General features: G+C 60.8%; 22 protein-coding genes and 1 pseudogene. 3 read left to right on the forward strand and 20 right to left on the reverse strand.

The genetic code is table 11. From position 1 onward, the window contains the following. Positions 1-12 precede the first annotated feature (12 nt). The 11 genes and pseudogenes from ACMDB8_RS01295 to ubiE all read right to left on the reverse strand — a co-directional run bounded on the left by ACMDB8_RS01295 (position 13) and on the right by ubiE (position 8,106). Positions 13-885 carry a methyl-accepting chemotaxis protein gene (locus tag ACMDB8_RS01295; RefSeq protein WP_409078611.1) on the reverse strand — a complete coding sequence of 291 codons (873 nt, stop codon included), beginning with the start codon at positions 883-885 and terminating at the stop codon, positions 13-15. Next, positions 868-1,929 (reverse strand): annotated as a pseudogene (locus ACMDB8_RS01300) (methyl-accepting chemotaxis protein); the annotation flags it as partial. The gene ACMDB8_RS01295 and the pseudogene ACMDB8_RS01300, both read right to left, overlap by 18 nt. Positions 1,930-2,047: 118 nt before the next feature. Then, the gene (locus ACMDB8_RS01305; RefSeq protein WP_150703393.1) at positions 2,048-2,755 is read right to left on the reverse strand and encodes a 16S rRNA (uracil(1498)-N(3))-methyltransferase; all 708 of its coding nucleotides are present in this window, start codon (positions 2,753-2,755) and stop codon (positions 2,048-2,050) included. Further along, on the reverse strand, positions 2,752-3,546 hold the full coding sequence (tatC, locus tag ACMDB8_RS01310) for a twin-arginine translocase subunit TatC (protein ID WP_007989278.1): 795 nt from the start codon (positions 3,544-3,546) through the stop codon (positions 2,752-2,754). Before tatC ends, ACMDB8_RS01305 begins: the two co-directional genes overlap by 4 nt. Next, a complete protein-coding gene (gene tatB / locus ACMDB8_RS01315; protein WP_082562979.1) occupies positions 3,543-3,995 on the reverse strand; it encodes a Sec-independent protein translocase protein TatB in 453 nt (150 codons plus the stop codon). The genes tatC and tatB overlap by 4 nt, the downstream gene beginning before the upstream one ends. 10 nt (positions 3,996-4,005) lie before the next feature. Continuing rightward, the gene (locus ACMDB8_RS01320; RefSeq protein ID WP_007989280.1) at positions 4,006-4,278 is read right to left on the reverse strand and encodes a twin-arginine translocase TatA/TatE family subunit; all 273 of its coding nucleotides are present in this window, start codon (positions 4,276-4,278) and stop codon (positions 4,006-4,008) included. A 25-nt stretch (positions 4,279-4,303) separates the two neighbouring features. Continuing rightward, positions 4,304-4,636 carry a phosphoribosyl-ATP diphosphatase gene (locus ACMDB8_RS01325; RefSeq protein ID WP_056725734.1) on the reverse strand — a complete coding sequence of 111 codons (333 nt, stop codon included), beginning with the start codon at positions 4,634-4,636 and terminating at the stop codon, positions 4,304-4,306. After that, complete coding sequence (hisI, locus tag ACMDB8_RS01330) at positions 4,629-5,030, reverse strand: phosphoribosyl-AMP cyclohydrolase (protein WP_007975565.1); 402 nt, start codon at positions 5,028-5,030, stop codon at positions 4,629-4,631. The genes ACMDB8_RS01325 and hisI overlap by 8 nt, the downstream gene beginning before the upstream one ends. An 81-nt stretch (positions 5,031-5,111) precedes the next feature. Then, on the reverse strand, positions 5,112-6,716 hold the full coding sequence (gene ubiB, locus ACMDB8_RS01335) for a ubiquinone biosynthesis regulatory protein kinase UbiB (RefSeq protein ID WP_056725732.1): 1,605 nt from the start codon (positions 6,714-6,716) through the stop codon (positions 5,112-5,114). After that, positions 6,713-7,336, reverse strand: a complete 624-nt coding sequence (locus tag ACMDB8_RS01340; RefSeq protein WP_056725730.1) for a ubiquinone biosynthesis accessory factor UbiJ — start codon at positions 7,334-7,336, stop codon at positions 6,713-6,715. The genes ubiB and ACMDB8_RS01340 overlap by 4 nt, the downstream gene beginning before the upstream one ends. Further along, the gene (gene ubiE, locus ACMDB8_RS01345; RefSeq protein WP_007989286.1) at positions 7,336-8,106 is read right to left on the reverse strand and encodes a bifunctional demethylmenaquinone methyltransferase/2-methoxy-6-polyprenyl-1,4-benzoquinol methylase UbiE; all 771 of its coding nucleotides are present in this window, start codon (positions 8,104-8,106) and stop codon (positions 7,336-7,338) included. The genes ACMDB8_RS01340 and ubiE overlap by 1 nt, the downstream gene beginning before the upstream one ends. 155 nt (positions 8,107-8,261) lie before the next feature. Here ubiE and ACMDB8_RS01350 point away from each other — a divergent pair, with 155 nt between their 5' ends. The 3 genes from ACMDB8_RS01350 (at position 8,262) to ACMDB8_RS01360 (ending at position 10,076) form a co-directional block, all read left to right on the forward strand. Beyond that, entirely contained in the window at positions 8,262-8,537 is a 276-nt protein-coding gene (locus ACMDB8_RS01350) for a polyhydroxyalkanoic acid system family protein (protein WP_015093124.1), read from the forward strand. Between the two features lie 245 nt (positions 8,538-8,782). Next, a complete protein-coding gene (locus tag ACMDB8_RS01355) occupies positions 8,783-9,205 on the forward strand; it encodes a phasin family protein (RefSeq protein ID WP_056725728.1) in 423 nt (140 codons plus the stop codon). Between the two features lie 10 nt (positions 9,206-9,215). Further along, positions 9,216-10,076: a phasin family protein gene (locus ACMDB8_RS01360; RefSeq protein ID WP_056725726.1), complete on the forward strand. Its 861-nt coding sequence runs from the start codon at positions 9,216-9,218 to the stop codon at positions 10,074-10,076. 132 nt (positions 10,077-10,208) lie between these two features. Here the strand turns inward: ACMDB8_RS01360 and ACMDB8_RS01365 are convergent, their stop codons facing one another. The 9 genes from ACMDB8_RS01365 to argS form a co-directional block, all read right to left on the reverse strand. After that, positions 10,209-10,826 carry a TetR/AcrR family transcriptional regulator gene (locus tag ACMDB8_RS01365; RefSeq protein WP_223541769.1) on the reverse strand — a complete coding sequence of 206 codons (618 nt, stop codon included), beginning with the start codon at positions 10,824-10,826 and terminating at the stop codon, positions 10,209-10,211. Positions 10,827-10,885: 59 nt separating this feature from the next. Next, the gene (gene phaC, locus ACMDB8_RS01370; RefSeq protein WP_409078530.1) at positions 10,886-12,568 is read right to left on the reverse strand and encodes a class II poly(R)-hydroxyalkanoic acid synthase; all 1,683 of its coding nucleotides are present in this window, start codon (positions 12,566-12,568) and stop codon (positions 10,886-10,888) included. A 116-nt stretch (positions 12,569-12,684) separates the two neighbouring features. Then, positions 12,685-13,539, reverse strand: a complete 855-nt coding sequence (gene phaZ, locus ACMDB8_RS01375; RefSeq protein WP_056725721.1) for a poly(3-hydroxyalkanoate) depolymerase — start codon at positions 13,537-13,539, stop codon at positions 12,685-12,687. Positions 13,540-13,694: 155 nt separating this feature from the next. Continuing rightward, on the reverse strand, positions 13,695-15,374 hold the full coding sequence (gene phaC / locus ACMDB8_RS01380) for a class II poly(R)-hydroxyalkanoic acid synthase (protein WP_056725720.1): 1,680 nt from the start codon (positions 15,372-15,374) through the stop codon (positions 13,695-13,697). 258 nt (positions 15,375-15,632) lie between these two features. Further along, positions 15,633-16,004, reverse strand: coding sequence for a gamma-butyrobetaine hydroxylase-like domain-containing protein (locus tag ACMDB8_RS01385; RefSeq protein ID WP_056725718.1), 372 nt, complete (start codon positions 16,002-16,004; stop codon positions 15,633-15,635). 143 nt (positions 16,005-16,147) lie between these two features. Continuing rightward, on the reverse strand, positions 16,148-17,485 hold the full coding sequence (hslU, locus tag ACMDB8_RS01390) for an HslU--HslV peptidase ATPase subunit (protein WP_056725716.1): 1,338 nt from the start codon (positions 17,483-17,485) through the stop codon (positions 16,148-16,150). Positions 17,486-17,539: 54 nt separating this feature from the next. Next, positions 17,540-18,070, reverse strand: a complete 531-nt coding sequence (gene hslV, locus ACMDB8_RS01395) for an ATP-dependent protease subunit HslV (RefSeq protein WP_007975582.1) — start codon at positions 18,068-18,070, stop codon at positions 17,540-17,542. A gap of 233 nt (positions 18,071-18,303) precedes the next feature. Beyond that, complete coding sequence (locus ACMDB8_RS01400; RefSeq protein WP_007975583.1) at positions 18,304-19,017, reverse strand: SPOR domain-containing protein; 714 nt, start codon at positions 19,015-19,017, stop codon at positions 18,304-18,306. 1 nt (position 19,018) lies between these two features. Beyond that, complete coding sequence (gene argS / locus ACMDB8_RS01405) at positions 19,019-20,755, reverse strand: arginine--tRNA ligase (protein WP_409078531.1); 1,737 nt, start codon at positions 20,753-20,755, stop codon at positions 19,019-19,021. Positions 20,756-20,874: the final 119 nt, after the last annotated feature.

Genomic DNA, 20,874 nt, shown 5'->3' on the forward strand with positions numbered 1-20,874 from the left:
ATGGGTATGCCGTCAAACCCTGAACTTGCCCACCAGCATCTGCAAATGCGTCCCCAACCGCGCCAGCTCAACGCTGGACGCTGCGGTTTCCTCGCTCGCCGCCGAGGTCTGATCCGACACATCCCGCACGTTCAGCACGCTCCGGTTGATCTCTTCGGCCACGGCGCTTTGCTGTTCGGCGGCAGCAGCAATCTGCTGGTTCATCGCCTGGATCGCCGACACCGTGCGGGTGATGCTTTCCAGTGAACCGCCGGCGCGGCGGGTCAGTTCGACACTGCTGTCGGTCAGGGTGCGGCTGTTGTCCATGATGGTCGCGACTTGCTGGGTGCCGTTTTGCAGGCCGACGATCAGCTCTTCGATCTCTTCGGTGGACTTCTGGGTGCGCTGGGCCAGGCTGCGGACTTCGTCGGCGACCACGGCAAAACCACGCCCGGCTTCACCGGCGCGAGCAGCTTCAATCGCGGCGTTGAGGGCCAGCAGGTTGGTTTGTTGGGCCACGGACTTGATGACGTCGAGCACGCTGCCGATCTTGTCGCTTTCGCGCTTGAGTTCACCCATGGCCTCGGTGGAGTGGCCGACTTCCTTGGCAAGGCGTTCGATCTGGGCGATGGCTTCAGCGACCACTTTGTCGCCCTCACGGGCCTGTTGGTCGGCGGCGACGGCGGCTTCGGAGGCCTCTTCGGCGTTGCGCGCGACTTCCTGTACGGTGGCGGCCATTTCGTTCATGGCGGTGGCGACCTGATCGGTCTCGACCTTCTGGCTGTTGACCCCGGCGCTGGTCTGCTCGGTGACGGCAGACAGCTCTTCGGCGGCGCTGGCGATCTGCGTGACGCCATCGCTGATGCCGCCGATCAGTTCGCGCAAGCCCTGGGTCATGCTTTGCATGGCACGCTGCAACTGGCCGAGCTCGTCGCGACGCTGGGACGTCAGGTTGTGGGTCAGGTCGCCACTGGCGACGCGCTGGGCCACGACCAGGGTCTGGTTCAACGGAATGATGATCTGCCGGGTGATCGCCCAGGCGGCCAACAGGCCGAAGGCGATGGCCAGCACGGTGGCGAGGGTCAGCATGTTCTTGGCGTGGGCGGCGTCGGTATCACGCACGACGGTTTGCGAGGCGGTGAGTTTCTGGCTCATGTCCAACAGGATTTCGCCTTGGGCAGACATGCGTGCCAGAGCCTTGGCGCTGGCCACCTGAGAGTCGCGGAACTGGCTGACGGCGGCGCGATAGGCCTTCAGCGAGTCAGTTGCCTGTTGCAGGTTGGCGATGTTTTCTTCAGGCAGTTTGGCCGGCAGGCTCTCGAGGTTCTTCAGGGCATTGTCGATTGCGTCTAGGGCTGGCTGTTCGGCTTCGCTCTTGCCGCTGTAGGTGTAGCCACGCACCTGGAAGCGCGCCTGCTGGATCAGTTTGCTCAGGTCGATCACGCTGTTGAACGCCGCCACGCTGTCACCTTGCAGCATGGATTGTTCCACTTCGGCGACGCGGGCCACGGCGTTGTCGGCGGTGGCGCCGAGTTTGCTGCGGGCATCTTCACGGTGGGCGCCAGCCTGGGTCATGTCGTTGAAGGCACGACGGTATTCGGCGACCGCGGCCAGTTGTTGATCGACCATGGCCGTATCGGCCGGTTGCTCGATCAGGCCACGGGCGGTCTGCAGGCCGCTTTCGAGCTTGCCCAACAGATCGTTGACAGCACCGGGACCTTGTTCACCGCGACGCATCTCGTAATTCAGACGTGCGATGCGCAGATCCTTGGTCAGGTCGTTGAGACTGGCGATGAACCCCAGTTTGTCGCCACGGCTGGTCACGTCGCTCAGGCCGCTCCAGCCGGTGAAGGTGATCAGCAGGGTCAATAACAGCACCAGGCCGAAGCCGATCCCCAGCTTGCGTTTAACGCTGACGTTTCCCAGATTCTCGGCTAGCCATTGGTACATGCTGAAACTCCCTGGACCACAATTTGGTTTTATGGGGGGTGTATCGGCAGGAGGGCGCGGTTCTGTAGGCGTCGCCCGATGTATGGGCGGATGATGACCTGTGGGATTGTGTTCGGGATTAGAAAAGGCGTGCCAGCAACGCGGTTACGGCGGTTTCGACGCGCAGGATGCGTTCGCCCAGCTGAACTGGTTGCAGGCCGGATTTGCCCAGCAGGTCGATCTCGTAAGGAATCCAGCCGCCTTCCGGACCGATGGCCAGGGTTACCGGTTCACTCAGCGCACGAGGGCAGGGCGGGTAATGGCCGGGATGACCCACCAGCCCAAGAGTGCCCTCGGTGATGGCAGGCAGGCGGTCTTCAACGAAGGGCTTGAAGCGCTTCTCGATCACCACCTCTGGCAGCACGCTGTCCCGCGCCTGTTCGAGGCCGAGAATCAGTTGCTCGCGAATGGCTTCCGGCTCCAGGAACGGCGTCTGCCAGAAGCTCTTCTCGACGCGATAGCTGTTCACCAGCACGATACGCGGCACACCCATGGCCGCCACGGTCTGGAACACCCTGCGCAGCATTTTGGGGCGCGGCAGGGCCAGTACCAGGGTCAGCGGCAGCTTGGCGGGTGGCGGTTGATCGAGGGTGACGCGCAATTCAGCTTCAGCAGCGTCCAGGCGCAGCACTTCAGCCGAGCCCATCAGCCCGCCGATCCGCCCGACGCGCATGCTGTCGCCCACTTCACAGCGGTGGACTTCCTGCATGTGGGTCAACCGGCGATCACGCAGGACCACGCGGTCGGCCGCAATGAAATCGGCCTCTTCAAGGAGCAGCAGGTTCACGCTTGAGTCGCTGGCGGCTGGTCGTTGTGATCGTCAGCCGGCTGGTCGTCCGGATGCTCGCCACGCTTGCTGATCAGACTGCCAAACAGGATGCCGATCTCGAACAACAGCCACATCGGCACGGCCAGCAGGGTCTGCGAGAAGATGTCCGGTGGCGTCAGGATCATGCCGACCACGAAGCAGCCGATGATCACGTACGGGCGGATCTTCTTCAGGTACTTGACGTCGACCACGCCGATCCACACCAGCAGCACCACGGCCACCGGAATTTCGAACGCCACGCCAAAGGCGAAGAACAGCGTCATGACGAAATCGAGGTAGCTGGTGATGTCGGTCATCATTTCCACGCCGGCCGGGGTGGCGGAGGCGAAGAACTTGAAGATCAGCGGGAACACCAGGAAATAGGCGAACGCCATGCCGGCGTAGAACAGAAAGATGCTGGAGACCAGCAAGGGCACGGCGATGCGCTTTTCATGCTTGTACAGGCCTGGGGCGATGAAACCCCAGATCTGGTGCAGGATCACCGGGATGGCCAGGAACAGCGAGACCATCATTGTCAGCTTCAGTGGCGTCAGGAACGGCGACGACACGTCAGTGGCAATCATCGTCGCGCCAGCGGGCAGGTACGCGCGCAGCGGCGTGGAGACGAAGGTGTAGATCTGCTGGGTAAAGGCGAACAGCCCGGCAAAGATGATGAAGATCGCCGCTACGCAGCGCAGCAGACGGGTACGCAACTCGGTGAGGTGCGAAACCAGCGGCATGTGCTGGTCGTTTTCAGGAAGATCGCTCATGGGGCTCGCGGCGGCAGTGTTGGGTCATGAGGGGCCGGCGCAACGGGCGCAGCCGCAGGTGTAACGGGTTCAACCGCAGTGGCTGCAACAACAGGCGCAGGTTCGACAGGCGCGACAACGGGAGCGGGTGTCGGGTCGACGGCAGCGGCAGGCGCATGAATCGTCTGCGCGCCCACGTGCTCCACCGGCGTCGGCTCCTGCTGGGTCGGCGTGAAGATTTTCCGCGCCTCCTGCTCAAGCGACAGGATGTGCTCGTTGTGCAGTTGCCGACGGATTTCGTCGGCACCGATTTCACGTTCAACTTCCTGTTTGATTGCGTTGAAGCTGCGCTTCAGGCGCCCGACCCACAGGCCAGCGGTGCGCGCAGCGCCCGGCAAGCGCTCGGGACCCAGCACCAGCAGGGCGACGAGGCCGACGAGCAGCAGTTCAGAGAAGCTGATACCAAACATTAGTCAGTGCTCACACGTCTTTGCGGATCGGCTCTTCGACTTTCTGTGCCTGCACGTCGATGGTGTGCGGCTGATTTACAGAGGCCTGAGGCTGTACCGGTGGAACCGGTTGGGCCGGGGTCGCATTCGGATCGGCCGGTTTTTCGTCATCGTTCATGGCTTTCTTGAAGCCCTTGATCGACTCGCCGACGTCGGTGCCAAGGTTTTTCAGTTTCTTGGTGCCGAACACCAGTACCACGACCACCAGGATGACGATCCAGTGTTTCCAGTCAAAAATGCCCATGCTGCTGCTCCTCTCTAATAGTTATTCAGGCGGACGGGCGCGAGGCTTTCTCGGCGTGTCCGGAGAGACCGAAACGACGGTCCAGTTCATCGAGTACAGCCTGTGGATGCTGCCCCAGTTGGGCGAGCATGACCATACTGTGGAACCACAGATCGGCGGTTTCGTAGATCACATCGCTGCAGTCGCCGCTGACGGCGGCGTCCTTGGCGGCGATGATGGTTTCGACCGACTCTTCGCCGACTTTTTCCAGAATCTTGTTCAAGCCCTTGTGGTACAGGCTGGCGACGTATGAGCTGTCGGCAGCGGCGCCTTTGCGCTCTTCCAGTACCTCGGCCAGACGGTTCAGCGTGTCACTCATGTTTGTGCCCTGCGCAATAGATGGCGTGCGGATCTTTCAGGACCGGGTCGACGGTTGTCCAGTCGCCGTTCTCATAGACGCGGTAGAAGCAGCTCTGGCGGCCGGTATGGCAGGCGATGTCGCCGATCTGCTCGACCATCAGGATGATGACGTCGGCGTCGCAGTCCAGGCGCATCTCGTGCAGGGTTTGCACATGGCCGGACTCTTCGCCCTTGCGCCACAGCTTGCCACGCGAACGTGACCAGTAAATGGCGCGGTTCTCGGCAGCGGTCAGTTCCAGTGCTTCGCGGTTCATCCAGGCCATCATCAGGACGCGCCCGGTCTTGTGATCCTGGGCAATGGCCGGCACCAGGCCGTCAGCGTCCCACTTGATCTCGTCCAGCCAGTTTTTCATCTTCGACTCCGACAGCGGGCTCGACACTTCAATAGCCGAGCTCAGGCGTTCAAACAGTGTGCCAGTCGTTCACACAACTGGCTATCGGCGCACGACCAGATACAAACCGACCGCCATCATGATTCCCGCCGGCCAATAGGCCAACTGGTTCAGCGGACCGCCCGCGGCAAGGACGGCGCCACCGGCCAGGTGGGCCGTACCGAGCAGGCGCAGGAACCAGTCGTCACGGCGTCGGTGCCACGAAGGCGGCGGGTTGAGGGCATGGGGTTGTGACATGCGTTCGAGCAGGTCGCGGGCCATGTTGGCCAGGTGCGGGATCTGTTCGAACTGGCTGTGCACATTGCCGAGCAGGGCTTTGGGGCTGACCCGCTCGCGCATCCAGCGTTCGAGGAACGGCTGCGCGGTGTTCCACAGATCGAGGTCCGGGTACAGCTGGCGGCCCAGGCCTTCGATGTTCAGCAGGGTTTTTTGCAGCAGGACCAATTGTGGCTGCACTTCCATGTTGAAGCGGCGCGCAGTCTGGAACAGGCGCATCAGCACCTGGCCGAAGGAAATATCTTTTAACGGTTTTTCGAAGATCGGCTCGCACACGGTACGGATCGCTGCTTCGAACTCGTTGAGTTTGGTTTCCGCCGGCACCCAGCCCGAATCAATGTGCAACTGCGCCACGCGACGGTAATCGCGCTTGAAGAAGGCGAACAGGTTGCGCGCCAGGTAATCCTGGTCTTCCGGGGTCAGGCTGCCGACGATGCCGCAGTCGATGGCAATGTACTGCGGGCTCCACGGATTCACGGTGCTGACGAAAATGTTGCCAGGGTGCATGTCGGCGTGGAAGAAGCTGTCGCGGAACACCTGGGTGAAGAAAATCTCCACGCCACGTTCGGCGAGCATTTTCATGTCGGTGCGCTGGTCGGCAAGAGTCGCCAGATCGGTGACCTGAATGCCGTAGATGCGTTCCATCACCAGCACTTTCGGCCGGCACCAGTCCCAATAGACTTGCGGCACGTACAGCAGCGGCGAGCCTTCGAAATTGCGCTTCAACTGGCTGGCATTGGCCGCCTCGCGCAATAGGTCGAGTTCGTCGTAGATGGTTTTTTCGTAGTCGCTGACCACGTCCACCGGGTGCAGCAGGCGCGCATCGGCCGAGAGTTTTTCGGCGGCGCGGGCGAGGATGAACAGCCACGCCAGGTCTTGGGCGATCACCGGCTTGAGGCCCGGGCGGATCACCTTGACCACGACTTCTTCACCGGTTTTCAGTTGCGCGGCATGCACCTGCGCCACCGAGGCCGAGGCCAGCGGTTCGACGTCGAAACGGCTGAACACTTCGCTGATTTTCTTGCCCAGCTGTTCTTCGATCAGCTTGACCGACACTTGCGAGTCGAACGGCGGCACCCGGTCCTGCAACTTCATCAGCTCATCGGCGATGTCTTCGGGCAGCAGGTCGCGGCGGGTGGACAGGATCTGTCCGAACTTGATGAAGATCGGCCCCAGGTCCTGTAATGCCAGGCGCAAGCGCGCGCCACGGCTCAGGTCCAGGGTCTTGCGTGGGAACCAGCGCCACGGCAAGGCATAACGCAGTGCCCGCAAGAACCAGGGCAGTGGCAGGGCGAACAGCAGGTCATCGAGGCGGTAACGGATCACGACGCGCTGGATGCGCAACAAACGGCGGACGGCAAGCAGCTTCATGCGTTATCGCTTGGGTCGAGGGATCGGGAAAGGCGCTCGAAACGCGCCTCGAGACGTTCCAGATCGAGCTTGATCTGGTCCAGTTCACTGAATCGGGCTTCGGCCTCGCGCTGACCGACGAGGGTGCGCGATTCTTCGGCCAGGTATTCGCCCAGGTTCTGGCCCAGGCTGGCAAAGCCTTGTTGATACCAGCGGGCGCGGCTGCGCAGGTGACCGCCGACCAGCTGCGTGGCTACCGGGCCGAGCCAGCGCGACAGCTCGTACTCCCAGTCCAGTTCGAGGTCCTGGAGGATCGCCGCCAGTTCCAGCAGCACGCCGCTGTCGCCATCGAGTTCGACTTCAGGGCTGTGCAGGATCGAGGTCTTGTCCTTGCTCATCGCCAGTTTCAACAGGCTCGAGCCCGGTGCACGCAAGGTGCAATCGGCGCCGGTTTCCCACTGGGAGGCGAGCATCAGGCCTTCGTCGCTGGGCAGGATGAACAGTTGCAGCGCCGGGCTGCGGCAATCGACGGCAATCACTTTGCCGGTCAAGTGCGCCAGCCGCGGCAGCGCCGTGCTGTCGAGACGCAGCCCCCGGTTCAGGCCGAGTTCAACGCTGGCGAGCAGGCCGGCGAGCAGCATCAGGGCTTGATGCCGCGGTGCAGGGCAACGATGCCTGCGGTCATGTTGTGATAGGTCACGCGATCGAAACCGGCCTCGACCATCATCGACTTCAGGGTTTCCTGGTTCGGGTGCATGCGGATCGATTCGGCCAGGTAGCGATAGCTTTCCGAATCGTTGGTGATCAGCTTGCCCATCAGCGGCATGAAGGCGAACGAGTAGGCGTCGTAGGCCTTGGACATCAGCGCGTTGGTCGGCTTGGAGAACTCCAGCACCAGCAAACGGCCGCCAGGCTTGAGCACGCGCAGCATCGAGCGCAGGGCATCTTCCTTGTGGGTCACGTTACGCAGGCCGAAGGCGATGGTCACGCAGTCGAAATGGTTGTCCGGGAACGGCAGTTTTTCCGCATCGGCCTGGACGAATTCGACATTGCCGGCCACACCGAGGTCCAGCAGGCGGTCACGACCGACCTTGAGCATGGATTCGTTGATGTCGGCCAACACGACCTGGCCGGTCGGGCCTACCAGGTGCGAGAACTTGCGGGTCAGATCGCCGGTACCGCCGGCGATGTCCAGCACGCGGTTACCGGTGCGCACGCCCGACAATTCGATCGCAAAACGCTTCCACAGGCGGTGCATGCCGCCCGACAGAAGGTCGTTCATCAGGTCGTACTTGGCGGCTACCGAGTGGAAAACCTCAGCGACTTTTTCCGCTTTCTGGCTTTCCGGAACGTTTTTGAAGCCGAAGTGAGTGGTGGGTTCGGCATCGCTGCCTTTGCGCTGATCAGTCATATCGCTGTCACCAAAAGAGAATGCGCGACATTCTAATCCCCAAGGCATGCTTTGTCTTGGCAAGGCTGAAGGTAAGATGGGCAACCATCGGGACGTTTTGACGCAGCAGAGGTCAAGATGCCTCGGGAAAGCATCCATAAAGCAGGAGTCATTCGATGGCCCGTATTAGTGTTGAACGTGCCCATGGCCTGGGTAAGGAAGCGGCTCGCGAAAAGGCCGACAAGCTGGCGCAGAAACTTTCCGACCAGTATGGCCTGGAGCCGCAGTGGTCCGGCGACACCCTGAACCTCAAGCGCTCGGGTGTGAAGGGCGCGGTGCATGTCAGTGAAGACTCGATCAAGGTCGACGTGGAACTGGGCCTGATGATGTCGGCCATGAGCGGCATGATCAAGGCGGAAATCGAGAAGGCGCTGGACAAGGCGTTGGTCTGATTTCTGTTTGAAATGAGATCCCCCTGTGGGAGCGGGCTTGCTCGCGAAAGCGGTGCGTCATTCAACATTGATATTGACTGACCTGACGCCTTCGCGAGCAAGCCCGCTCCCACATTTGTTTTGTGGCGAAGCCAAAGGTTTATGTCAGTTGTTAGGGTGCCGTTTCTAATTTTTCTCCCTACTTTGTGCCCAAGCCCGACAATTTCGCGGGCAGTTCCTCAAACCTTCTGCGCGTGAGGTGCACCATGGCCAAAGTTATTTTGAAGAAAAAAATCGACCCGTCGACTGGCACGCTGGGCGACGTCAAATCCTATGCCCGCAAGATCTGGCTGGCAGGCCTGGGTGCCTACGCCAAGGTCGGCCAAGAGGGCAGCGAGTACTTTCAAGAGCTGATCAAGGCTGGTCAGGTTGTTGAAAAGAAAGGCAAAAAGGTAGTTGCCGAGAAACTTGAAGCGGCCAATGCCGAGATCGATGAAGCCAAGAGTGAAGTCAGCACTTTCAAAGGCCGTGTCGAAGTTCAACTCGACAAGGTCGAGAAGGCGTTCGACACGCGTGTCGCAAGTGCCTTGAATCGTATCGGTATTCCGTCTAAACATGACGTTGAGACACTCTCTGCTAAGCTCGATGAGCTGACGGCATTGCTCGAACGTGTCGCGCGTAAATCTTAAGGAGAACGGGATGGCTGTTAAAAAGAAAACCGAAAAAGAAGGCAGCTCGTGGATCGGGAAGGTTGAAGATTACTCCCGAAAAATCTGGCTGGCTGGTTTAGGCGTGTACTCGAAGATCGACACTGACGGCAGCAAACTCTTCGATGCATTGGTTAAAGACGGCGAGAAAGCCGAGAAGCTCACCAAGAGCGCTGTTGGCAAGACTGTCGACGCCGCCAAGGACTCCGCTTCTTCGGCCAAATCGCGTATCAGCGGCGTGAAAGATCGCGCACTGGGCAAGTGGGATGAGCTGGAAGGTGCTTTCGACAAGCGTCTGAACAGCGCCATTTCGCGTCTGGGCGTACCGAGCCGCAACGAAGTCAAGGCACTGCACAGCAAGGTCGAAACACTGACCAAGCAAATCGAAAAACTGACCGGTGCCAAGGTTGCGCCTGTTGCGGCGAAAACCGCGGCGGCCAAGCCTGCTGCCAAACCGGCCGCCAAAACCGCAGCCAAGCCACTGGCAAAAGCAGCGGCCAAACCTGCTGCCAAGCCTGCGGCTAAAACTGCAGCCGCCAAACCGGCCGCAGCCAAACCAGCGGCCAAGCCGGTTGCCGCAAAAGCCGCCGCTAAACCTGCGGCTAAACCGGCCGCCAAGCCTGCAGCGAAAACTGCAGCGGCCAAGCCAGCAGCCAAACCCGCTGCAGCGAAAAAACCAGCGGTGAAAAAGCCGGCAGCTCCAAAAGCCGCCGCGCCAAAACCAGCAGTGGCAGCTGCCAAACCGGCAACGCCGGCAGCTCCGGTCAGCGCATCGAACTCCGCGACCGCACCGACCCCTGCTGTCACCCCGACTGTCGCGCCAGCTCCAACGACGCCAACCAGTCAGTCCTGATTTTCAGGGCTCAAGAAAACGCCCGGCCTGTGAAGGCCGGGCGTTTTTGTTTGTGTATAGAAAAAGATCGCAGCCTTCGGCAGCTCCTACAGGGCAATCGTAGGAGCTGCCGAAGGCTGCGATCTTTTGATCTTAATGGTCTTCCAGATACTCCATCGCCATCTGTTCGGTTGCAGCCTTCATCGACGGCAGCAGGTGCGGCGCCACCAGCATCATGATCTGGTAAACCACCAATCGCACCTCGCCCTGACGATCCAGGATCCGCTGGTAATCCAGTGAGAACAGCAGCGTCATGGTGATCTGTTCCACCAGTTGCCCCAGTGCCTGGGTATCGCTGACCAGCAGTCCTTGCGCCTGCAACCGCGCCAGCAGCGACGCCAGTGTGCGCTTGAGTGCATTGAGCAGATTGCGAATGCCCTTGGCCAGTTTCGGCAGGCGCCCGGCGAGGTTCGACAGGTCCTGGAACAGGAACCGGTAGTGGGACAGGCGCTCGACGATCAGGTGCAGGAACAGCCAGTATTCTTCGGGTGCCAGTTCGGCATCGGCCGGTGGATCGAGCAAGGGCGCCAGTTCGCCCTGGAAGCGCTCGAACAGCCCGAGAATCAGCGGTTCCTTACCGTGGAAGTGGTAGTAGAGGTTGCCCGGGCTGATGCCCATTTCATTGGCAACTTCCATGGTGGAGACATTCGGTTCGCCCTTTTGATTGAACAACTGCAGGGCACATTCGAGGATCCGGTCGCGGGTTTTCATCCAGTCTTCTTAATGATCGGGTCTTGCCACGGCCGACAGCGGCCGTGGCTCGTTGAACGTCAGCGCACGCGCACGTAAGTACCGGGTGCCGCCTCCATCGGTGGATAGTTCTGGTTGCCGAGGGCCATGTGGGTTTCCTTCTGCGCGCCGGAGCGTTCCTGAATCCAGCTCAGCCACAGGGTCCACCAACTGCCGTCGACACGCTTGGCGTCGTAGTACCAGGCACGGGGGTCGCTGCTCAGTTTGCCGTTCTCGACGTAGTTGGCTTTCGGGTTGCTCGGCGGGTTGAGGATGCTCTGCACATGACCACTGTTGGACAGCACGAAGCGGCGCTCGCCACCGAGCAACAGCGTCGAGCGATACACCGCGTCCCACGGCGTGATGTGATCGTTGATGCCGGCGACGCTGAAGCTGTCGACGGTGACCTTCTGCAAGTCGATCGGTGTGCCACACACTTCCAGGCCACCCGGGTGAGTCAGCGGGTTGTGTTTGAAGAAGTCCAGCAGGTCGCCATGCAGGGCGGCCGGTAGACGCGTGTTGTCGTTGTTCCAGTAGAGGATGTCGAACGCCGGTGGCTCCTTGCCCAACAGGTAGTTGTTGACGAAGTAGCTCCAGATCAAATCGTTGGGGCGCATCCAGGCGAAGACCTTGGCCATGTCGCGGCCGTCCAGCACACCTTTCTGATAGGAACGGCGCTTGGCCGCTTCCAGGGTCTGTTCGTCGGCGAACAGCGTCGCGGGGCTATCCATCTGACTGTCGAGCAGGCTCACCAGGTAAGTCGCGCTGGACACCCTGCGCAGTTGCCGTTTGGCCTGCAAGTGACCCTGCAATGCGGCAATGGTCAGCCCGCCGGCGCAGGCGCCCATCAGGTTGACCTCCCGTGCTCCGGTGATCGCCCGGCAGACGTTCATGGCTTCTTCCACGGCTTCCACGTAGGTCGAGAGCCCCCATTCGCGATGGCGCACATCCGGGTTGCGCCAGCTGATCATGAAGGTTTGCAGGCCGTTTTTCAGGGCGAACTGGACGAAGCTGTTGTGAGGGCTCAGGTCGAAAATGTAGTACTTGTTGATTTGCGGCGGCACCACCAGCAGGGGCTTGGAGTACTGCTTTTCGCTCATCGGCTTGTACTGGATCAACTCCAGCAGCTCGTTGCGAAACACCACGGCACCGGTGGTGGTGGCGACCGTCTTGCCAACCTCGAACGCTTGCTTGGTGACTTGCCGGGGCAGGCCATCGTTGTGCAGCAGATCGTCCACCAAATGGCTGATGCCGCGCACCAGGCTGTTGCCGCCGGAATTGAACAGCTCCTTGACCGCCAGTGGATTGAGCAGAGTGTTGGAGGGCGATACGGCGTCGTTGAGCAAGGCGAAAGCGAAGTGGGCGCGGGCACGGTCGTCCGGGCTCATGTCGCTCTCGTCGATCCAGCTCTTGACCTGTTTCTGCCAGCTCAGATAGGCCTGCAGGCTACGCCGATAAAACGGGTTGAGGCTCCACGCCGGATCGGTGAAGCGGGCGTCCTGCGGATTGGTCGGATGCAGGGTTTCGCCCAGCAGCACACGGCCAAGCTGACCGCCGAGTTTGAGGGCATGTCGGGCGCTGTGCACCGGATTGCGCAAGCCATGGGCGGCCACACTGCGCAGGGTCGACAGCAGATCCCGACCGCGCAGACCGGTAATCGCACTCTGTGCATTGATGAACGCGGCGGGAGTCGGTAAAGAATCCCTCGCTGGTTTCTCGCGCATGAGTCAACACTCCTTCGTCTTCAGGCCAAAAACAAACACACCGAACCAGAACACCATAGACGCTGTAACGGGTTGTTGCGCGGCGTGGCGTCCTGCCGACCGCTGATGCAGCGGTTTTAGCCGCCTAATGGCGCCGGACGCGGATGCATCACCGCGCGCTGGCGCTCCTCTTCCAGGAATTTCATGATGATCGGGGCCACCGCTTCAGCCCGGGTAATCAGGAACAGATGCCCGTCATCGATGATGTGCAACTGGGCGTTGGGAATCCGCCAGGCCAGCACGCGCATGTTGATCAACGGGATCAGAGGGTCATCGTCGCCGGCCAGTACCAGGGTCGGCTGGCGGATCTTGTGCAGCCAGTGGATGCTGGTCCAGCCGAGGCCGGCAAACAGCTGCCAGTAGTAACCGAGCTTGCCCGCCGAACGCACCTTGGCCGCATGGCTCGCGGCCAGCGTCGGGTCGCGACGGAACGCACCACCGTAGATCATCGGTGCAATGCGGATCACGTGGGACGGCTGGATGTAGCGTCGCGGGCTGGCCATCATCCACAGCACTTTCGGTTTGCCCGGCACCATCACCGCACCCGCCGCCGTCGCGGCCAGCACGAGTTTCTTGCAGCGTTCCGGATAGTCGAAGGCGAACTGCTGGGCCAGTGCGCCCCCCCAGGACACGCCGATGACGTTGACTTGCCCATAGTCGAGATAGTCGAGCATGCGCGCCGTGAGTTTCGCCAGGCTCGGAAAACGATAAGGCCGGTTCGGTGTTGACGAACCGCCAACGCCGGGTACGTCGAAGGCGATGACTTCCAGGTCCGGGTCCAGTGCCGCGATGAACGGGAACACCAGCTCCAGGTTGGCGCCGATGCCGTTGAAAATCAGCAGGGGCGTCAAGTGAGGCTTGCCGGGGCGTACCGCCGTGCGGAGCGTCTGGCCATCCAGATCGACGGTACGGAATATGAAGGGTTGCGGCATGCTTCTGGCCCTGTGGGTCGCTTTTTCCAATTCATCCTCACCCCCTGTGGGAGCGAGCTTGCTCGCGATAGCGGAGTGTCAGTCAGCGCATATGCCAAACCTGCCACCGTCATCGCGAGCAAGCTCGCTCCCACAGGGAAGTTGAGGTGTGTCAGTTACCGCTCGTGTACATAGGTGCCCGGTGCGGCTTCACCCGCTGGATAGGCCTTGTTGCCCAGTTTCAGCGGAGCTTTTTTCAGATTGCCCGAACGCTGTGCTTGCCACGCCTGCCAGTGCAGCCACCAGGAGTCGGCGTGCTTGGTCGACTCTTCCTGCCAGTCATCAGCATTGGCGGGCATTTCGGTGCTGGTCATGTAGCGCGATTTCGGATTGCCCGGCGGGTTCAGAATGCTCTGGATGTGCCCGCTGCTGGACAGCACGAATTCAACGTTGCCGCCGAACAGTTGCGCCGACTTGTAGCAGGAACGCCACGGGGTAATGTGGTCGCTGGTGCCGGCCAGGGAGAAGATGTCGGCGGTGACCTTCTTCAGATCGATCGGCGTTCCGCACACTTCCAGTGCATCGGCACGGGTCAACGGGTTACTTTTGAACATCTCGATCAGGTCGCCATGGAACGCGGCGGGCAACCGGGTGGTGTCGTTGTTCCAGAACAGGATGTCGAATACCGGCGGCTCGTTGCCCAGCAGGTAGTTGTTGACCCAGTAGTTCCAGATCAGGTCGTTGGGGCGCATCCAGGCGAAGACTTTCGCCATGTCGCGGCCTTCCAGCACACCGGCCTGGTACGACTGGCGCTTGGCGGCCTCGAGGGTTTGCTCGTCGACGAACAGGGCCACGTCGCTGTCCAGGGTGGTGTCGAGCACACTGACCAGCAGGGTCAGGGCGTTGACCTTGTTCTCGCCGATTGCCGCATAGTGGCCCAGTAGCGCGGTGCAGGTGATGCCACCGGAGCAGGCACCGAGCATGTTCACGTCTTTGCTGCCGGTGATGGCGGTGACCACATCAACCGCTTCCTTGAGCGCTTCGATGTAGGTCGACAGGCCCCACTCGCGCTGCTCCTTGGTCGGGTTGCGCCAGCTGACGATGAAGGTCTGCATGTTGTTGCGCAGGCAGAATCGCGCCAGGCTCTTTTCCGGGCTCAGGTCGAAAACGTAGAACTTGTTGATCTGCGGCGGTACCACCAGCAGTGGGCGTTCATGCACCTGCTCGGTGATCGGCTTGTACTGGATCAGCTCCAGCACGTCGTTGCGAAAGACCACCGCACCCTCGGTCACGCCAAGGGTCTTGCCGACCTCGAATGCGCCCATGTTGACCTGGCTCGGCATGCCGCCGTTATGCACCAGGTCCTTGGCCAGGTGCGAGAGGCCATCGAGCAGGCTCTTGCCACCGGTTTCGAAGAAGCGCTTGACCGCCGCCGGGTTGGCCGCCGTGTTGGTCGGGGCGAAGGCCTCGGTCATGAGGTTGATCACGAAGTGCCCGCGGCTGACGTCCTTGGCCGGCAGGTTACTGTCGTCGATCCAGTCGTGGAGTTCCTTGCGCCACGCCAGGTAGGTTTGCAGATAGCGTTTGTAGAGCGGGTTCTGGCTCCAGGCCGGATCCGCGAAACGACGGTCATCGCTGGTCGGTAGCAGCTCGGATTTACCGAGCAGCACGTTCTTGAGTTCAAGGCCGAAATGAGCGACATGCTTGGCGCTGTGAATCGGTTGCTTGATGGCCTGCCTGAGCACCATTCGAGCAGAAGCCAGTAGATCCTTTCCACGCAGTCCAACGACAGGATTCAGCCCCAAGGTGTTTTCCGAGGCTTGACTCTTCAAGTCATCGTTATTCTTGTTACTCATCTACGACGCTCCATTGTCCTGAGACGAGTACCGGGTCCTGCTGTGTAGTCACACAGCCAATGCCAGGTACTACTGCTCGGGGTGACCGTTAATACTGCATCGCTGCTTTTTAATGCAGAGAGCACTGCAGGGAACTTGCCAGTTCCATTGGTTACCCGAGTTTAATTTTTTTCGCAAGCAGGCCAATCGGCGGCCCTGGAGCGGAGCATTCAAACAGATGAAATTAGAAAATGCCCTCTAAAGAGCAAGAGGCTCGGATTAGAGCATCAGCCTGACGACGGATTCGTTCGGATCGCGGGTTTTTCCGGCGGCTTTGAGCTCGGCCAGATAATCTTCCCAGAGTGCGTCATAACGTCGCCCCAACTCGTACAGATATTCCCAGGTGAACAAGCCACTGTCGTGGCCGTCGTCGAAGGTCAGTTTCAGTGCGTACTGGCCGGCCGGTTCCAGCTTGGTCAGTCCTACGTTGATCTTGCCAAATTGCAGGATGGGTTTGCCATGGCCCTGGACCTCGGCGGAAGGAGAGTGCACGCGCAGGAACTCGGCGGGCAGGGTGTATTCCTCGCCGGACGCGTATTTGAGCGTCAGGGTTTTCGAGGCTTTGTGCAGCTTGATGTCGGTGGGGATCATGGCCGGATGTCCGCTTTGTGGAGATCCTTGTGGGAGCGAGCTTGCTCGCGATTGCGGTATCACATTCAACATGAATATCGAATGAGATGGCCTCATCGCGAGCAAGCTCGCTCCCACAGGTTCTCTATCGCTGTAAGAGTTGCTTACAGGATATAACGGGACAGGTCTTCGTTCTGCGCCAATTCGCCCAAGTGGCTGTTGACGTAGTCGGCGTCGATCTGGATCACCTTGCCGTCATGGACGCTGGCCAGGTCACCGGCGCTGAACGACACCTCTTCGAGCAGGCGCTCGAGCAGGGTGTGCAGGCGACGGGCACCGATGTTTTCGGTTTTCTCGTTGACCTGCCAGGCGATTTCCGCGATGCGCTTGATACCGCTCGGCTGGAACTCGATGCCCAGGCCTTCGGTTTTCAGCAGTGCGCAGTATTGCTCGGTGAGCGAGGCGTGAGGCTCGCTGAGGATGCGTTCGAAGTCCTCGGGGCTCAGGGCCTTGAGTTCGACACGGATCGGCAGGCGGCCTTGCAACTCGGGCACCAGGTCGCTCGGCTTGCTCAGGTGGAACGCACCGGAAGCAATGAACAGGATGTGGTCGGTCTTGACCATCCCCAGCTTGGTGTTGACGGTGCAGCCTTCGATCAGCGGCAGCAGGTCGCGCTGCACGCCTTCGCGGGATACATCGACGCCACCGGAATTGCCACGCTTGGCCACTTTGTCGATTTCGTCGATGAACACGATGCCGTGCTGTTCGACCGCTTCCAGGGCCTTGGCCTTCAATTCTTCATCGTTGACCAGGCGGCTGGCTTCTTCGTCGCGCACCAGCTTCAGCGCCTCCTTGACCTTGAGTTTGCGGGCTTTCTTCTTGCCCTTGCCCATGTTGGCAAACAGGCTTTGCAACTGGTTGGTCATTTCTTCCATGCCCGGTGGCGCGGAGATATCGACGCCGGCCATTTCGGCGACCTCGATTTCGATCTCCTTGTCATCCAGCTGACCTTCGCGCAGGCGTTTGCGAAACAGCTGGCGGGTATTGGAGTCGGCCGTCGGGGCGTCGTCGCTGCTGAAGCCCATGCGTGCCGGTGGCAACAGGGCGTCGAGGATGCGCTCTTCGGCGGCGTCTTCGGCGCGGTGGCGAACCTTGACGATTTCCTGTTCGCGCAGCAGCTTGATCGCGGCATCGGCCAGGTCACGGATGATCGATTCGACGTCGCGGCCGACATAGCCGACTTCGGTGAACTTGGTTGCTTCGACCTTGATGAACGGCGCGTTGGCCAGTTTTGCCAGGCGACGGGCGATCTCGGTTTTACCGACACCGGTCGGGCCGATCATCAGGATGTTCTTTGGCGTTACTTCAACACGCAGCTCTTCAGGCAGCTGCATGCGGCGCCAGCGGTTGCGCAGGGCAATGGCGACGGCGCGCTTGGCATCGTCCTGGCCGATGATGTGGCGGTTGAGTTCGTGGACGATTTCACGGGGAGTCATGGACATAGTATTTAAAGGACCTCAAGCAAGAATGAGCCGTGGCGCGGGGCCGAAACAGGCTTACTCGGCGCAGTCCTGCTCCTCAATGGTCTGGGTGTGGTTGGTGAATACACAGATGTCGCCGGCGATACCGAGGGCGGTTTCGACGATCTCACGGGCCGACAGATCAGTCTTTTTCAGCAGCGCGCTGGCCGCGGCCTGGGCGTAGGCGCCACCGGAACCCATGGCAATCAGGCCGTCTTCGGGTTCAACCACATCGCCGTTGCCGGTAATGATCAGGGAGGCGTCCTTGTTGGCGACCGCGAGCATGGCTTCAAGGCGGCTCAGGGAGCGGTCGGTGCGCCATTCTTTGGCGAGTTCGACGGCGGCGCGCACCAGGTGGCCCTGGTGTTTTTCAAGCTGGCCTTCGAAACGTTCGAAGAGGGTAAAGGCGTCGGCGGTGGCACCGGCAAAACCGGCAATGACCTGACCGTGGTACAGGCGGCGAACTTTTTTCGCGTTGCCTTTCATCACGGTATTACCAAGGGAAACCTGGCCGTCGCCGCCCATGACGACTTTGCCGTGGCGGCGAACTGAAACGATGGTGGTCAAGGGAAGAGTCTCCACGCAGCGGGGCGAAAATGCCTTATGCCCATTCATATGGGGGTGGTGGAGAGGATTTCAACCGCGTAGCGGAAGAGGGGACGGGCGGCGTGTTACAAATGGAGATATGTGGTGTTGGAAATGACGCCATCGCGAGCAAGCTCGCTCCCACAGGGTTAGCGTAAAACCCTGTGGGAGCGAGCTTGCTCGCGATGAACGATGACGCGGTGGTTCTGAAGGGATCAGCGGCTCTGGCGTTGTTGTAACAACAAATTGCTGAAACCTGCACCGGCCAATTGTTTCTGCGCGGTGGTCAGTTGTTCGCGGTTGCTGAACGGACCGACCAGCACCCGATACCAGGTTTCGTCCTTCACCGTGCCGGACTCAACCGCCACGGCCTGGCCCAGCAGGATGATCTGTGCCCGAACCTTGTCCGCATCGGTCTCTTTGCGGAACGAGCCAGCCTGCAGGAAGAACTTGGTCACCGGCGCAGCCTTCACCGGCGGCGCAGGAGGCGGCGTAATCCCGGCCAAGGCAGCCTGGGCGCGAGCCGTGTCGATCTTCGCCGCTTCGGCCGGGGTGACCGGCGTGGTCGGGATAGCCGGCACTTGCGGTGTCGGCAGGGTTTTCTCCGGCACGGCATCCGGCGGCACGATGACTTCCGATTCCGGCAGCAAGGTGTAGAAGTCGTACTTCGGCTTCACCGGTTGCGTCGGGCTCGGCGGGGTCTTGTTGGCCTCGGCGATCTTGCTGGCTTTCTGCTGTTGCTGTTGCTCGACTTTCTCACGCTTGACCGTGTCGCTGCCCTTGCCCGGTTCCAGCTTCATCAGGAATACGATGAAGGCGCCGACCGTCAGGCCGATCGCCATCCACAACCAACCCGGGATCGGTTGCTTTGCAGGAGCTTGGTAACGGCTGGCGCCACGCTTGGGTGCAGGTTTTTTCTTGGCAGCCAACTTACATGCGCTCCAGAGTTTCCAGGCCCAAGAGTTCCAGGCCTTGCTTGAGGGTGCGTCCGGTCAGCGCGGCGAGGCGCAAGCGGCTCTGCATTTGTGCCGGGGTATCGGCGGCGAGGATCGGGCAGTTCTCGTAGAAGCTGGAGAACAGGCCGGCGACGTCGTACAGGTAGGTGCAGAGGATGTGCGGGGTGCCTTTTTCGGACACGTTGTTCAGGATCTCGCCGAACTGCGCGAGCTTCGCCGCCAGTTCGTGTTCGTGGGCCGCTTCGAGGACGATCTGGCCGTCGACTTCGCTGAAGTCCTTGCCGAGTTTGCGGAACACACCGGCCACGCGGGTGTAGGCGTACAGCAGGTACGGTGCGGTGTTGCCTTCGAAGTTGAGCATCAGGTCGAAGTTGAAGCTGTAGTCGCTGGTGCGGTGCTTGGACAGGTCGGCGTATTTCACTGCGCCGATGCCCACCACCTTGGCGATGTTGCGCAACTCGGCTTCGGCAAGTTCCGGGTTCTTGTCCTTGACCAGGGTGTAGGCGCGCTCCTGGGCTTCGGTCAGCAGGTCGATCAGCTTCACGGTGCCGCCATCACGGGTCTTGAACGGACGACCGTCCGCGCCGTTCATGGTGCCGAAGCCCATGTGTTCCATTTCCATTGGATGGGTCACGAAACCGGCCTTGCGCGCCACGGCAAACACTTGCTGGAAGTGCAGGGCCTGACGCTGGTCGACGAAGTACAGCGCGCGATCGGCCTTGAGCTTGCCGCTGCGGTAGCGCACGGCTGCCAGGTCGGTGGTGGCGTAGAGATAGCCGCCGTCAGCCTTGACGATGATCACCGGCAGCGGGTCGCCGTCGGCATTCTTGAACTCGTCGAGGAACACGCACTGGGCGCCGTTGCTCTCGACCAGCATGCCTGCGGCCTTCAAGTCGTTGACCACGTTGATCAGGTCATCGTTGTAGGCGCTTTCGCCCATCACGTCAGCCATGGTCAGTTTGACGTTGAGCAGTTCGTAGATCTTCTGGCAGTGGGACAGCGAGATGTCCTTGAACTTGGTCCAAAGTGCCAGGCAGTCGGCGTCGCCGGCCTGCAACTTGACCACCAGGCCACGGGCGCGGTCGGCGAATTCTGCGGATTCGTCGAAGCGTTGCTTGGCGGCGCGGTAGAAGTTCTCCAGGTCCGACAGCTCGTCGCTGGTGATCGGGTTTTCCTGCAGGTAAGCCATCAGCATGCCGAACTGGGTGCCCCAGTCGCCGACGTGGTTTTGACGGATCACGGTGTCGCCGAGGAATTCCAGCACACGGGCCACGCCGTCGCCGATGATGGTCGAGCGCAAGTGGCCGACGTGCATCTCTTTGGCCAGGTTCGGCGCCGACAGGTCGACCACGGTGCGCTGCACCGGGCCAGCCTTGCGCACGCCGATGTGGGCGTCGGCCAGGGCAGCGTCCAGGCGCGTGGCCAGGGCGTCGGTGTTCTGGAAGAAATTCAGGAAGCCGGGGCCGGCGATTTCGGTCTTGGCGACATTTTCGTCAGTCGGCAGCGCGGCGATGATTTTTTCCGCCAGGTCGCGGGGCTTCATGCCGGCCGGCTTGGCCAGCATCATGGCGATGTTGCTGGCGAAATCGCCGTTCTTCTTGTCGCGGGAGTTTTCCACCTGGATCGCCGGCGACAGGCCTTCAGGCAACACACCTTCGTTGACGAGTTGGGTGATGGCTTGTTGGATCAGCTGGCGGATGGTGTCTTTCATGGTCTTCTCTTTCGACCGCAGGCGCGGCGGCGCATCATGCGCTGGTGGAAAAACTGGGCATTATCCGTTGCGAAGACGGGCTTGCCAACCATAGCAGGCAGGATATGGATGTGTGGTGA

This window comes from Pseudomonas monachiensis (genome assembly GCF_047345015.1).
Taxonomy (GTDB): domain Bacteria; phylum Pseudomonadota; class Gammaproteobacteria; order Pseudomonadales; family Pseudomonadaceae; genus Aquipseudomonas; species Aquipseudomonas monachiensis.